The following is a 14,091-nucleotide window of genomic DNA, read 5'->3' on the forward strand; positions in this document are numbered from 1 at the left end:
TGGTATCTATGATTCCGTTCGGTCTTCTTGCCGGATTTGCAGGAGACCGGGAGATAAGGATTACAAAATTAGATGAAACCGGCTTTGGTTTTCGACTGTGCAAGGAAAACCAAATGATGGCTTCCGGGAATACAAAAGCCGGAAAAGACAAGACAAACACAGTTCCGCAGCAGCTGTTCAGGCTCTGCTTTTATGATCTGGAAAAAGGCGAATATAATGAAGTAAAGATTTCCTTCTATGACCTGAAAAAAGAGACTGATGAGCCCTCTGAATTTTATGAAAAATTCTGGGTTTTCGTTGATCAGCCGGACTATAAGCAGGCTGTACAGAGCCTGCTAAGACAGTACAGCAGATATATTCACTTAAAGCTGGAAGAGGATGACAGTGGGCTAGCAAAAAATATGACTGGTTATCCGGGGGAACTGGATCAGGTAAGGTGTAAGAGTCTGGAAGCGCAGATCCAGATCTGGGATGAAGAGGTGCAGGCTGTTGCATCAGAAGCAGCTTCGGATGGGAAAGAAAATTGGGAGAAGCTGAATGCAGAGCTGGCATTAGAACTGGATCGTAAGGAAATGTATGTTGATTATCTGCAGCTTTCTTTTGCAGAATTTCTCAAGAAATATGCCGAAAACAGTATTGGTATTTGTAAAAAGCTTTTGCAGTCAGAACGAAAACCGGAACGCTTGTATATTGGGAATCAATTCTGTCACCTATTGTTCCCGGAACAGGATATGTTGTTTAAGCTGATGGAAAAGGCAGTAAAAGAACACCTGAAAATAACCCTTGTTTTTTCTTATGTACGGGAATATAAACTGGATTTTATTTCTCGTTTACTGTGTGAAATTGATAAGTGGTGCCGTCTGCATAATTGTCAGATTGAAGTAGTTGTAAATGACTGGGGAATGGCAGAAATCCTGAAAAATCAGACGGAAAATCTGATTCCCTGCCTTGGCACATTGCTTAATAAACGAAAAAAGGATCCGCGTATTTCCTATAAAACAGGTGATCAAAAATTATTTAAAGAAAATAGCCTGAATGCACAGTTTTATAGGAACTTTCTGCGAAATACCTACGGAATCTGCCGCTTTGAATGGGAAACCTGTGGTTATACGCAGTTGTTTCCCATAGGAAAAAACAGTCTTCATATACCTTTTTATCAGACAAATACGTCGCAGTACTGTCCGTTATTTGCGGTTTGTGCAAATGGTGAAAGAGGTCGCCAGAAGCTGATAAAAAACTGTCCGGAATACTGCAGGGAATATGTACTTTTGTATCCGGAGCATTTGCATATGATGGGAAGATATAATTCTTTATTTGGTATTGATATGGATGCTTTGAAGGATATAAAAGTTTTGGAGACTTATATAAAAAACGGCGTGGACAGACTGGTAATAGGAGAGCAAAAATGACTAATTGGATTGAAATAAAAGACTTTAATACGCCGGAGCTTGGCTTATATGCCAGCCTGTCAGAGGTGCAGCTGTTGAGATATTATGAACCAAAGCCAGGGCTTTTTATAGCAGAAAGTCCAAAGGTAATTCAGCGTGCAGTCAATGCAGGCTATGAGCCGATTTCCTTTCTTGTGGAGCATAGGGATCTGGAAGGAGCGGCGAAGGAAATTCTGGCGCAGTTTCCGGAAACCCCGGTTTATACAGCAGAGTATGATGTGTTGGTAAAGCTTACAGGCTTTGCGCTGACAAGAGGAATGCTATGTGCCATGAAACGGCGTCAGCTGCCGTCAGTAGAGGAAATCTGTCAAAATGCCTGCAGAGTAGCAGTGCTGGAAAATGTGGTAAACCCAACGAATATAGGTGCGATTTTTCGTTCTGCGGCAGCTTTACATATGGACGCAGTGCTGCTTACAGGAGGGTGCTGCGACCCTCTTTATCGAAGAGCTGCCAGAGTGAGTATGGGAACTGTTTTTCAAATTCCGTGGACCTATTTTGACAAGAAGATTTCCTGGCCGGAGACTGGAATGGACAGCCTGAAAAAAATGGGATTTAAATCTGTGGCAATGGCACTTCGTGATGATTCTGTCAGTATTGATGATCCTGCTCTTTTGGCGGAAGAGAAGCTGGCAATTATTCTTGGAACAGAAGGAGATGGTCTGTCCGGTCAGACGATTGCTGACTGTGATTACACAGTGAAAATCCCTATGTCTCACGACGTGGATTCCCTGAATGTGGCCGCAGCCAGTGCAGTGGCATTTTGGGAGCTTGGAAAGAAAAACTTAAATAATATTCAGTAAATGCTATTTCACGAGGAATTATAATTATGAAAATTGTAGCAGGATTAGGCTCGATCGATGAATATGAGCGCTTTGTAAAAGCAGGAGCAGATGAGTTTTTCTGTGGATATGTACCCTATTCCTGGTCAAAAAAATATGGCACAGTACTGCCGTTAAATCGTCGTGAAGTGCTTTGCTATAATGTGCAGCTTGGAGCCTTTGAAGAACTCAGGATTCTTGCAGCTATGATAAAAAAGTATGGGAAACCAGTTCATCTTACTTTTAATTCTCTGTACTATATTCCGAAACAGTACCCGGAAATTGCAGAAATCATTCGATGCTGTATGACAATTGGATTTCACAGCTATATTATTGCAGATCCGGCATTGATGGTGTACTTGCGGGAAAATAATGTGGACTGTGACTTGCATATCAGTGGAGAAACAGGAGAAATCAATAGGCGTATGGTGGATGCAGTGGCACAATTTCATCCCAAAAGACTGATATTTCACAGAAAAAATACCTTCGAGGATATGGAAAGTGTTATTAAAAGCTGTAAGAATAAACAGCAGAATCTGTTATCAAAGCAAATGTATGAGGCGGGAAAAGAAGCAGAAATCTGTGAGTTTGAGGCATTTGTTTTGAATGAATTGTGTCAGTTTACAGGTGCATTTTGTAATTCCCTGCACTGTGATGAAATGGGATATCTTTGCCGGGTGCCATATGTTCCGGGAAAGAAAAAAGCAGGAAAAACAGAACTGGCTTTAGAAGTGTTAACAGATGAAATAGAAGAGGATATTTTGGATGTGCCGGATTATATTTGCGGCGAAACCGGATGCGGATTATGTGCGCTTTATCAGCTTCAAAGGGCTGGAATCACACACTTGAAGCTGGTAGGAAGAGGAAATTACGTGAATTATATGGAGAATGATATCCGTAATTTAAAGCAGGCGTTAGAGATCCTGGATTGTGCGAAAAATGAAGCTGATTTTATAAATAAAATGAAAGCCAAACTGTTTGAGAAAGGCTGCAGCGGCAATTGTTATTATGAAACTTATGGTATGAAAAAATAGTATTTACGAAAAAGGTCCCGGCAGACGCCGGAACCTTTTTCGATTTATTTTATGCAATTGGTTCGAAATCAGCAGCTCCATGCTTACACAGCGGGCAGATATAATCCTCCGGAAGCTCATCTCCCTCATAAATATATCCGCAAACCTTGCACACAAATCCCTTTTTGCCTTCGGTCTGTGGCTTTGGTTTCACATACTTCTGATAATAGGTGTAGGTCATAGTGTCCTGATCGCTCATAACGCGGGCCTCTGTAACGCTGCAAATGAACATTCCGTGAGTTCCCAGATCTACATACTGCTCTACCTTCAGAGACATAAAAGCGTTAATATATTTATCCAGGAAAACCAGTCCGTTATCGGAACGGCGAACTGTCTGACCGGCAAATTTATCTACGCTTCGACCGGTCTGGAAACCAAACTGCTGGAAAACAGAGAATGGTGCTTCTACAGAAAGGCAGTTTACATTCAGCACACCTGTCTGTTTGATCACATGATGTGAATAGTTTGCCTTGTTAATGTTTACGGCTACGCGATTCGGTGTATCGGTAAGCTGGGTTACAGTATTTACGATCAGCCCGTTGTCTTTTTTGCCGTCATTGGAGGTAACCACATAAAGACCGTATCCGATTCGGAAAAGGGCAGTCATATCATTCTTGTTTGCAAGCTCGTCACTCTTTGCAATGTATTCCTTACAAAGCTCGTCGGTCATAGCTTCCAGCTGCTCTTTGTTTTCCTGATTTACAGCAGACAGAATCTTTACAGTGGTGTCCAGCCAGTTGATTTTTTTGCATGGGGAAAGCATTTCTTTCATAACCTTTGCTGCAAGAGGTGCCCAGGAACCGTTTTCAATAATGCCTACAGTGCGGTTCTGGAAATTGTGCTCCACCAGGCGTGTGATATAGTCGTGCATAAACGGATAAATGCTGGCATTGTATGTGGTAGTTGCAAGAACCAGCTTGCTGTAACGGAAGGCATCGGACAAAGCCAGAGACATATCATCTCTTGCAAGATCATAAACAACTACTTTTGGACACCCTTTGCTGCGAAGCTTATCAGCCAGCAATTCTACTGCTTTCTTTGTATGGCCGTAAACAGAAGTATAGGCAATTACAATTCCTTCTGTTTCCGGAGTATAGGAGGACCAGGTATCATACAGCCCAATGTAATGGCCAAGATTTTCCTTAAGAACAGGTCCGTGAAGCGGGCAAATGATCTGAATGTCAAGCCCGGCAGCCACCTTCAGCAGATTCTGTACCTGCGGTCCGTATTTTCCAACGATTCCGATAAAATATCTGCGAGCTTCGTCATCCCAATCTTCTTCTACATCAAGAGCACCGAATTTTCCAAATCCGTCTGCAGAGAAAAGAACCTTGTCTGTGCTGTCATAGGTTACCATAACTTCTGGCCAGTGCACCATTGGGGCAAAAACAAAGGTCAGGTTGTGCTTTCCAAGGCTGAGAGTACCGCCATTTTTTACTTCAAGCTTCTGACCCTCCAGGTCGAGGTCAAAGAAGTTGCGGATCATATTGAAGGTTTTTGCATTGGCAACAACAGTTGTGTCTGGGTAAACCTTAAGAAAATTTGCCACATTGGCTGCGTGATCCGGTTCCATGTGCTGTACGATCAGGTAATCCGGTTTGCGTCCGTTAAGAGCCTGATCCAGATTATCCAGCCATTCGTGTGTGAAATTAGCATCTACTGTATCCATAACTGCAATTTTCTCATCAAGGATTACATAAGAATTGTAAGCCATGCCGTTTGGCACTTTGTACTGACCCTCAAAAAGGTCCACCTGATGATCGTTTACGCCTACATATTTAATGGTATCTGTGATTTTCATACGCTTCGTCTCCTTTTTATAACCGGAAATTGTTAACTTTTTAACTTGATTGTATTATATGACATGAGTGCCAAAAGGTCTTTTGACATTGATATCATTATATCCATATTTCACGAAAAAATCTGTTGCAAATACAACAAAAAGGAGTATTCTGATAAAAAAGAGTAAAAGCTGTTTGGAATATATAAATATAAAATACGAAGGAGAAGAAAGATGAATCCAGTTACACTTTTTTCCTATATAACGCAGGAAGAACAGGAAAGAATGAAGGTGTGCTTTGGTATGCGAGAGGCTTGTTATGAGAATAACGAAACGATCATGGAGTATGCCCATTCCATGAAAAAAATCGGTTTGCTTCTGGAGGGACAGGCAGTGCTTTATTGCTGCGATGAAGAGGGAAATCAGTACATGATGGACAATCTGGAAACGGACAGTGTTTTTGGGGAGCCGTTTTTGCTTCCAGAAGAATCTCAGCATTATTATGTCTGCGCAAGAGGAAAGACCAGGGTACTGTTTATTGATTATGAGCATGTGATCAAACGCTGCGAAAATGCCTGCAGGTTTCACAGCCAGCTGGTAAGTAATTTGCTTCAGATGATTGCAGCGCGCGCCAGCCAACAGGCGAGCAGGATTTATGTGCTTTCCAGAAACAGTACCAGGAAAAAAATCATGGCATATCTGAATTCCGTAGCCGGGGAAAACAGAGGGGAAAGCTTTATCCTTCCCATGTCTTACACAACTTTGGCTGAATACTTAAGTGTAGACCGCAGCGCCATGATGCGGGAACTGAAAAATCTGGCGGAGGAAGGAATCATTGAGCGCGAGGGAAAGAAGTTAAGGATTCTTTAAGGGTGGTATTCTGGCATCAGATTATAGATATTTGACTGTATTGAGTGAAAATTTGGTTGACGCAGGTGGATTTGTGCAACATAATATAGACAGAAAAGATTGCAGAGGCAGTGTAACTGCGCAGCAATCTGCAATACGGAACTGCTGCAAAGAGACAACGAATGAACGGAGGTTTTTTTCATGAAGGTATTAAATTATGGCTCATTAAATGTGGATTACGTCTATTCAGTAGATCACATTATTGTTGGCGGGGAAACACAGCACTCTTCTAAACTGGAGGTGTTTAGCGGAGGAAAAGGCCTGAATCAATCTATTGCATTGGCGAAGGCTGGTGTACCGGTATACCATGCCGGTATTGTGGGAACGGACGGAGACATTCTTCTGGATGCATGTAAGGAAGCCGGAGTAAACACCAAATATATCCGCAGACTTCCTGTAAAAGGCGGACATACCATGATCCAGGTGGATAAGAATGCTCAGAACTGCATTATTCTCTATGGCGGAACCAATCAGATGCAGACGAAGGAATTTGTGGATGAGGTCCTGGCTGATTTTGGTGAAGGTGACTACCTGATTTTGCAGAATGAGATCAATATGCTGGATTACATCATTGACCAGGCATACGAGAAAAAGATGAAAATAGTTATGAATCCGTCACCATTTGATGAAAAATTAAATTCCTGTGATCTGGGAAAGGTTTACCTGTTCCTGCTTAATGAGATTGAGGGTGAGCAGATTACCGGGTACAAGGATAAAGACAGAATTCTGGATGCAATGGCAGAGAAGTTCCCGGATGCATGTTTTGTTCTCACTTTGGGAAGCGATGGTGCTATTTACTATGATGGAAAAGAAAAAGTGTTTCAGGATATTTTTAAGGTAAAAGCAGTGGATACTACGGCGGCAGGAGATACCTTTACCGGATATTTTATTGCAGCGACTATTGAAGGAAGAAGCATTCAGGAGGCGCTTAGAATGGCTGCTAAGGCTTCTTCTATTGCAGTTTCAAGACCTGGTGCAACTCCGTCTATTCCGGAAGCGGAGGAAGTGAAAAAAGAATTGGAAATACTTTAAAAATCACAAGAATAGAAAATAAAATTTGACTGAGCATATGGATAGAAAAAACGGGGCAGATGAAATCTGCCCCTTAAATTTTATATAAATATTTATATAAATGTTTATATAAACAAACAAGCGAAAATGATAAAACAGACAATTTTATGGTAAAAAGTAACTAAAAAAATGCGAAAAATGTTGTGCATACATACAAAATAACATATAAAACTAAAAAGGATATTGAAATATTTGCATAAATGTTTATAATCAAATTATCAACAGTTCGGAGCGAAAACGAACAAAACAGAGTATATTTTTTAAGGAGGACGTATTAATGAAAGCAAGAAAAGCAATGGCATTAGCTATGACAGCAGCTATGGTTGGAGGATTAATGACAGTGCCGGTAATGGCAGAAGAGAACGCTGAATTACTTCCTGGTGGCGGAAGCAACATTATTTATTGCATTACACCTTCCACATCCAATCCGTTCTTCAACACAGAACAGGTAATTGCAAAAGAGAAAGCAGAAGAGCTTGGATATGAAGTGAAATGTGCTTCACATGATGATGACGCTGCTACACAGCTTGAGCTTTTCGAAGCAGCTATCAATGACGGAGCAGCAGCAATCATCTGCGATAACGCTGGTGCAGATGCTTCAATCGAAGCTGTTCAGAAGGCATATGATGCCGGAATTCCTACATTCCTGATCGACCGTGAAATTAACCAGTCAGGACTTGCAGTAGCACAGATCGTAGCAGATAATGCACAGGGCGCAGCAGCAATTGCCGAAGTATGGGTTGAGGCTATGAACTATGAAGGCAAATATGCAGAGCTTCTTGGACTTGAGTCCGATACAAACTGCCAGGTTCGTTCTGATAACTATCATTCTGTAATTGACGAGTACGAAGATCTTGAAATGGTAGCTCAGCAGTCTGCTAACTGGGATCAGACAGAAGCTTACGAGAAGACAGAAGCAATCCTTCAGTCCAATCCGGAGATTACAGGTATCATCTGTGGTAACGATACCATGGCATGCGGTGCTGTTCAGGCTTGTCTTGATGCAGGACGTAAAGACATTAAGATCATCGGTCTTGACGGATCTGACGAAGCAAACGCTTATATCAAATCCGGTGACATGGTTGGTACAGCTCTTCAGCAGATTGCGCTGATCACAGAGATGGCAGTTGAGCAGGCTGACGCTTACCTTAACGGAACAGCTCCGGAAGAAGAGAAACAGCTTGTTCCTTGCGTAGCAATCACAGCTGATAATACAGATTGCCTGAACGCATTTGTTTATACAGAGCCAGATGCTAAATAAGAGGATAAGATCAAGGTCAAAAGGTTAAAATGGAAGGCGGTGCGTCTGCGCCGCCTTTTATAATAGAAAGCAGGGAGAGATGATTATGAAAAGCAGAAGAATTTTGGCGGTTCTGGCCGCATGTACAGCAGTAACCTTTACCGGCTGTGGTGTAGTAACCGTGGTTCCGATTGGAGAAGAAGCTTCTTATACCGGTAAACAGGAATTTGATTCCGCAGCAGAATCAGAAGGAGACTGGTCATCTGTTGTAGCGGATATTTCCCAAAAAGCACAGGATCTTGTGGGATTGTTAAATGGTGATGGCATTACAGAAACAACGGCAGTAAAAGGAACAGGAAAAATTAAAGAATATAATACAGATACTCCGAAGCATTATCTTGTAGTGGAACTGGATGGTTTTACCGGAACAAAAGAAATCCGTGTCCGTACAGACGGACCGAATTCCAGTACTGCAATCCGTGACCTTCAGTCACTGAAAAACTTTGAAAGCTTTACCAACCAGACGGAATGGTCAAGCTATGGAAAAGAACTGAACAAGCAGGCGCTTGCGCAGGTTATTGATCCACTTGAAATCGACGAAAGTGTAGTTGGCAAGACTGTTACATTTACCGGCGGAGCAGAAGCAGGTGCAGATGCAGTAACGATTACAGCAGTTGAGCTGACAATTGAATAAAAGGAGGAAGCATTATGTTTGATGATCCGAATGTTGTTCTCCATTGTGAAAAAATTGATAAAATTTATCCGGGAACCAAAGCCCTTGATCAGGTTTCCTTTGATCTTTTAAAAGGTCAGGTAAATGTTTTGATCGGAGAAAATGGCGCAGGAAAATCTACCCTGATGAAAATGATCGCCGGAATTGAGCAGCCGTCTTCCGGAAAAATGTACATGGATGGAAAAGAAGTTTATTTTAAGGATACCAATGCTGCCCGAGCCAAGGGAATTGGAATTATTCATCAGGAGCTTTCTCTTTTCCCGAATATGACAGTGTATCAGAACATTTTTATGGGACATGAGAAAAAGAAGGGGATTTTCCTGGATGACAAAGCTCATTCAGAGGGTGCCAAAAAGATCCTGAAACGTCTGGAGCATGAGATTCCGCCGGATACAATGGTTGGAGATCTTCGTGTAGGCCAGCAGCAGATGGTAGAGATTGCACGTAATCTGAATCAGGACGATCTGCGGGTACTGATCATGGACGAGCCTACATCGTCTCTTTCAGCAGCAGAGGTTAAAGTTCTTTTCAAAATCATGAGAGAGCTTCTGGAGGCTGGGATTTCTATTGTATATATTTCTCATCGTCTGGAAGAAATTATGGAAATCGGCGATCATGTTACCATACTCCGGGATGGAAAATACGTTGCAGATGCAGCAGTTAAAGATATTGAGCTTAGCTGGATCGTAGAGAATATGGTAGGAAAGAATACACAGTACCACCGATTTGAACGAAGCATTGATCTTTCCAAGCAGCCTAAGATGCTGGAGATTAAAAATCTGTGCCTTCCGAAAAAAGGCGGCGGCTGGACACTTGACCATGTGAGCCTTGACCTGAAAAAAGGTGAAGTTCTTGGTATTTACGGACTTTTGGGAGCCGGACGAAGTGAATTGTTTGAATGCCTTATGGGGCTTCACCCGGAGCATACCGGAGATGTATTTTATGAAGGTAAAAAGCTGAAAATCAAGGATGTTGCGACTCAGATTCAAAATGGTTTTGCGCTTGTTCCGGAGGACAGACAGAGCCAGGGACTGATTCAGACTCTTGATATTGGCAAGAATACATCTATTTCTTCTCTGAAGGATTATGTAAAAGGTCTGTTTCTTGATGAAAAAGCAGAGAATGCGGCAGTTGACGAACAGATCAGGGATATCCATATTAAAGTGGCGGATAAGAGACTTCCTATTTTGTCTCTGTCCGGTGGAAACCAGCAGAAGGTTGTTATCGGTAAGGGCCTTTTGACTAAGCCGAAGATCCTGCTTCTGGATGAGCCTTCCCGTGGTATCGATATTGGTGCGAAGACAGAGGTCTTTGAGATCATTCATGAACTTGCGGAAAAAGGACTTTCTATTATTGTTATCTCATCTGAGCTAAAAGAAATCATGGCAATCGCAGATCGAATCTGTGTATTGTCCAATGGTAAAAAGACCGGCGAGCTGACCGGAGATGAGATTACAGAAGACACACTTGTACGTACATCTTATGCCGGACTTGGAACCGGAAGAAATGCGTAAACCGGGGAGGAGCAGAATAATGAATAACAAAAAATCAAATAATAATCAGTTATTAATGACCCTGTTAAAAGGACGTACCTTTATTGTATTGGTACTTCTGGTCATCTTTTTTACCATTGTAAAAGGAACTACATTTCTGTCAGCATCTACACTGACCATGGTTGCAAAACATGTGGCTCTGTATGGAATCCTGGCACTTGGTATGACATTTGTAATTATTACCGGCGGTATTGACCTTTCCGTAGGTTCTGTAGTTGGCTTGGTTGGAATGCTTGCAGGAGGAATGATTCAGGAAGGTATCACTCTGAAATTTGCAGGTGTAACACTTTATTTCAGTGTACCGGTAATTGTAATTGCCATGTTGATTGTTGGCTGTCTGATTGGAGCAGTTAACGGACTCATTGTAACAAAATTAGGTGTAGCACCGTTTATTGCTACACTTGGTACTATGTATATCTGCCGTGGTTTTGCAAACCTTCGCTCCAACGGTGCAACCTTCTCCGACATCAAAGGCTATGACGGACTTGGAAATACAGGCTTTAAGATTCTTGGAAGCAACATTGCAGGTATTCCTACTGGTGTTTACATTTTCGCAGTGCTTGCAGTTATTTCTGTTATCATTCTGAAGAAGCTTCCATTTGGCTGGTATGTACTTGCAGTCGGCGGCAATGAGAAATCTGCACGTCTTTCCGGCATTAAAGCGGACAAGATCAAGATCATTGTTTATATGATTTCTGGCTTTTGCGCAGCCTGGGTTGGTATGATTAACACAGCACAGCTTTCAGCAGCACATCCTGCATCCGGTGATGGCTGGGAAATGAACGCAATCGCAGCTACCGTACTTGGCGGAACCTCCATGAGTGGTGGATCCGGAACCATTATCGGAACTGTAGTTGGTGCATTCGTTATCGGTGTTATCAACGATGGTATGACAATGTGTGGTGTATCTGAGTTCTGGCAGAAGGTTATCCGTGGTCTGGTTATCATTCTTGCAGTTGTAATTGATCAGACACAGAGAAATCTCCAGGCGAAGATGGCGCTTCAGGCAAGAAATGAGAATAAATAAACATTTGGAAATATTGCAAAAATTTACAAAAAGATTTATAGTAAAATGAAGAAGCAGGAGGAAGAAACGTGAAGAAATCAGGGATTTTAAATGCCCAGCTGATTCGCTGCATCGCGGAGCTTGGACACAAAGATCTGTTCATGATCGGTGATGCGGGAATGCCGATTCCGAAAGGCGTGGAGATCGTGGATCTGGTTGTATGCGGAGGGGTTCCTACCTTTAAACAGGTAATGGATGCTGTGCTGGCAGAAACAGAAGTGGAAGCTTACACCATTGCAAATGAGATCGAGGAAAAAAATCCGGAGCTTCTTGCATATATTCAGCAGAACCTTCCTGAGGCTGAGGAGAGCAGAATTGACCACGTAGACCTGAAAAAGATGTCCGCGCAGTGCAAATTTGCGATCCGTACAGGTGAGTTTACACCTTATCCGAACATAATTTTAAGAGCGGGAGTTGCTTTCCCGGCATAAAGCATGATCAGAGAAGACGCTGCGAAAGACAGGTAGAACCTAGTTTTGCAGCGTCTTTTTGTTTGAAGCGGCGAAAAATTTTCAGGGGGCCAGGAAAAGATGTGTATGCGGATATTTACTCACAGAGGAGGACTTGAATATGAAAGTAAGTGTGAAGAAAATCAGTGAGATCACCGGATTTTCTCCAGCGACGGTATCAAATGCATTAAATTATAAAAAAGGCGTGAATGCAGAGACATCTGCGAAAATTTTCAAAGTGGCACAGGATCTGGGCTATTTTGAGGAAAATCATATTCGCAAGGTAAAGTTTGTGATGTTTAAGCGGGATGGCTCTGTGGTAGAGGACTCTCCATTTTTTATTCAGCTGATTTCCGGAGTGGAGCAGGAATGCCGTGCCTGTGGCATGGAGATGCAGCTATGCAATCTGGACAAGCGGGATCCCGGGTATCAGGAACAGGCGAAATGGATTATGAACGATAAGGCGTCCGCTGTGATTCTTCTGGGGACAGAGATGGTGGATTCGGATATTAATCTGATCCGGGGCATGACCTGTCCGTTTATTGTGATTGATTACTGGAAAGAGGATATGAGCTTTGATGCCATGCTCATTAATAATGCGGATTCAGCCCGTATGGCAACGGAGTACCTGATTGCAAACGGACATAAAGAAATTGGGTATCTTCAGGGAAAATTCAGGATTAAACCTTTCCGCTCCCGTTCGGCAGGTTATCAGACCGCATTGCAGAAAGCAGGGCTGCATTTAAATAAGGACTATGTTTTTACCATGTCAACTACTATTGACGGTGCATATGAGGATATGAAGCAGTATCTGTCTAAGAAGGCGAAGCTGCCTACTGCATTTTTTTCAGATAATGACATGATTGCTTTGGGTGCTATGAAGGCTATGGCGGAATTCGGAATCCGGATTCCGGAGGATGTTTCTATTGTAGGATTTGATGATCTGACTTTTTCCTCTATTTCCTATCCACCGCTGACCACTCTGCGCGTACCGAAGCAGGAGATGGGCAGAGCGGTTGTAAGAAGGCTGCGGGATATGCTCAAGGACAATGACGGAATCAAACTTAAGATGCAGATGTGTACGCAGTTTATTGAGCGGGAGAGTGTGAAAAAAATATAAGGATGCTTCAAAAATGATGCATTGGTAGAAATTAAATCTAATAAAGTCCTGATTTCTCAGAAATCAGGACTTATTAAGTTTCTGGCTTAGGCGCGAATTGCGTTCATAATTGCGTCGTAAAGCTCGTCATAAGTTTCATAAGCGGGGATTTTTGGATACTCGGCTTTAATTGCATCGGTGCTCTTAAAGAGGAATCCGGCCTTGCTTGCCTGGATCATGCCAAGGTCATTGTGGCTGTCTCCGCTGGCAATGGTGTCATAGCCGATAGACTGCAGTGCTTTGACTGTGGTGTATTTGGACTTCTCACAGCGCATCTTAAAGTCAGTGATCTCGCCGTTTTCCCCTACAACCAGGGAGTTGCAGAAGATGGTCGGGTAGCCCAGCTTTTTCATAAGAGGACCTGCAAACTGGGAGAAGGTATCGCTGAGGATGATAACCTGGGTCTGCGCACGCAGCTTATCCAGAAATTCCTTTGCACCCGGAATCGGATCAATTTTGGCAATGGTTTCCTGGATCTCCTTCAGTCCAAGTCCGTGTTCCTTCAGGATATTCAGACGATATTTCATTAATTTATCATAATCCGGCTCATCGCGAGTCGTTCTCTTCAGCTCCGGAATCCCCGTAGCCTCGGCAAAGGCGATCCAAATCTCCGGCACCAGTACGCCCTCTAAATCTAAGCAAACAATTTCCATAATTTCCTCCATTCTGCGGCCATATGCTGCCGTCGCTATTTTCAATTTAAATAAATGGAATCGTGTGAAGTCAGTTATTATGTTTGCTTTCACACATTATCCTATTATAGCGTAAAAATGTAAGGAGTGCCAGACCTAA

13 protein-coding genes and 1 pseudogene are annotated in these 14,091 nt (G+C 42.6%); 11 read left to right on the top strand and 3 right to left on the bottom strand.

Annotated features, from left to right (window positions below):
- The first annotated feature begins 8 nt into the window (after positions 1-8).
- From DWZ38_RS11445 to DWZ38_RS11455, 3 genes are read left to right on the top strand one after another with little or no spacing between them, the layout of a single operon-like run.
- Positions 9-1,409 (top strand): hypothetical protein, encoded by a 1,401-nt coding sequence (locus DWZ38_RS11445; RefSeq protein WP_178105320.1) that lies wholly within the window; start codon positions 9-11, stop codon positions 1,407-1,409.
- Positions 1,406-2,248 carry an RNA methyltransferase gene (locus DWZ38_RS11450; RefSeq protein ID WP_117852817.1) on the top strand — a complete coding sequence of 281 codons (843 nt, stop codon included), beginning with the start codon at positions 1,406-1,408 and terminating at the stop codon, positions 2,246-2,248. Before DWZ38_RS11445 ends, DWZ38_RS11450 begins: the two co-directional genes overlap by 4 nt.
- 26 nt (positions 2,249-2,274) lie before the next feature.
- Positions 2,275-3,300, top strand: a complete 1,026-nt coding sequence (locus DWZ38_RS11455) for a U32 family peptidase (RefSeq protein ID WP_117852820.1) — start codon at positions 2,275-2,277, stop codon at positions 3,298-3,300.
- Positions 3,301-3,349: 49 nt separating this feature from the next.
- Here DWZ38_RS11455 and DWZ38_RS23515 read toward each other — a convergent pair whose 3' ends face one another.
- Together DWZ38_RS23515 and DWZ38_RS23520 are read right to left on the bottom strand one after the other, a co-directional pair.
- Entirely contained in the window at positions 3,350-4,009 is a 660-nt protein-coding gene (locus tag DWZ38_RS23515) for a flavin reductase (protein WP_347519594.1), read from the bottom strand.
- A pseudogene (locus DWZ38_RS23520) lies at positions 3,989-5,140 on the bottom strand (FprA family A-type flavoprotein); the annotation flags it as partial. The gene DWZ38_RS23515 and the pseudogene DWZ38_RS23520, both read right to left, overlap by 21 nt.
- 213 nt (positions 5,141-5,353) lie before the next feature.
- Here DWZ38_RS23520 and DWZ38_RS11465 point away from each other — a divergent pair.
- From DWZ38_RS11465 to DWZ38_RS11500, 8 genes are all read left to right on the top strand, one after another.
- Positions 5,354-5,989 carry a Crp/Fnr family transcriptional regulator gene (locus tag DWZ38_RS11465; protein WP_117852825.1) on the top strand — a complete coding sequence of 212 codons (636 nt, stop codon included), beginning with the start codon at positions 5,354-5,356 and terminating at the stop codon, positions 5,987-5,989.
- 180 nt (positions 5,990-6,169) lie between these two features.
- Positions 6,170-7,060, top strand: a complete 891-nt coding sequence (locus tag DWZ38_RS11470) for a ribokinase (protein ID WP_117852827.1) — start codon at positions 6,170-6,172, stop codon at positions 7,058-7,060.
- A 316-nt stretch (positions 7,061-7,376) separates the two neighbouring features.
- Positions 7,377-8,360, top strand: coding sequence for a D-ribose ABC transporter substrate-binding protein (locus DWZ38_RS11475; RefSeq protein ID WP_117852829.1), 984 nt, complete (start codon positions 7,377-7,379; stop codon positions 8,358-8,360).
- An 85-nt stretch (positions 8,361-8,445) separates the two neighbouring features.
- A complete protein-coding gene (locus DWZ38_RS11480) occupies positions 8,446-9,033 on the top strand; it encodes a DUF2291 family protein (RefSeq protein ID WP_178105321.1) in 588 nt (195 codons plus the stop codon).
- A gap of 14 nt (positions 9,034-9,047) precedes the next feature.
- Entirely contained in the window at positions 9,048-10,586 is a 1,539-nt protein-coding gene (locus DWZ38_RS11485; RefSeq protein ID WP_021925123.1) for a sugar ABC transporter ATP-binding protein, read from the top strand.
- A gap of 19 nt (positions 10,587-10,605) precedes the next feature.
- Positions 10,606-11,652 carry an ABC transporter permease gene (locus tag DWZ38_RS11490; RefSeq protein ID WP_117852834.1) on the top strand — a complete coding sequence of 349 codons (1,047 nt, stop codon included), beginning with the start codon at positions 10,606-10,608 and terminating at the stop codon, positions 11,650-11,652.
- A gap of 68 nt (positions 11,653-11,720) precedes the next feature.
- Positions 11,721-12,122 (top strand): D-ribose pyranase, encoded by a 402-nt coding sequence (gene rbsD / locus DWZ38_RS11495; RefSeq protein ID WP_117852837.1) that lies wholly within the window; start codon positions 11,721-11,723, stop codon positions 12,120-12,122.
- Positions 12,123-12,261: 139 nt separating this feature from the next.
- Positions 12,262-13,260: a LacI family DNA-binding transcriptional regulator gene (locus DWZ38_RS11500; protein ID WP_117852839.1), complete on the top strand. Its 999-nt coding sequence runs from the start codon at positions 12,262-12,264 to the stop codon at positions 13,258-13,260.
- Positions 13,261-13,346: 86 nt separating this feature from the next.
- Here the strand turns inward: DWZ38_RS11500 and thrH are convergent, their stop codons facing one another.
- A complete protein-coding gene (gene thrH / locus DWZ38_RS11505; RefSeq protein ID WP_117852842.1) occupies positions 13,347-13,952 on the bottom strand; it encodes a bifunctional phosphoserine phosphatase/homoserine phosphotransferase ThrH in 606 nt (201 codons plus the stop codon).
- Positions 13,953-14,091 lie beyond the last annotated feature (139 nt).

This window comes from Ruminococcus sp. AF31-8BH (assembly GCF_003460605.1).
Lineage (GTDB): Bacteria > Bacillota > Clostridia > Lachnospirales > Lachnospiraceae > Blautia_A > Blautia_A acetigignens.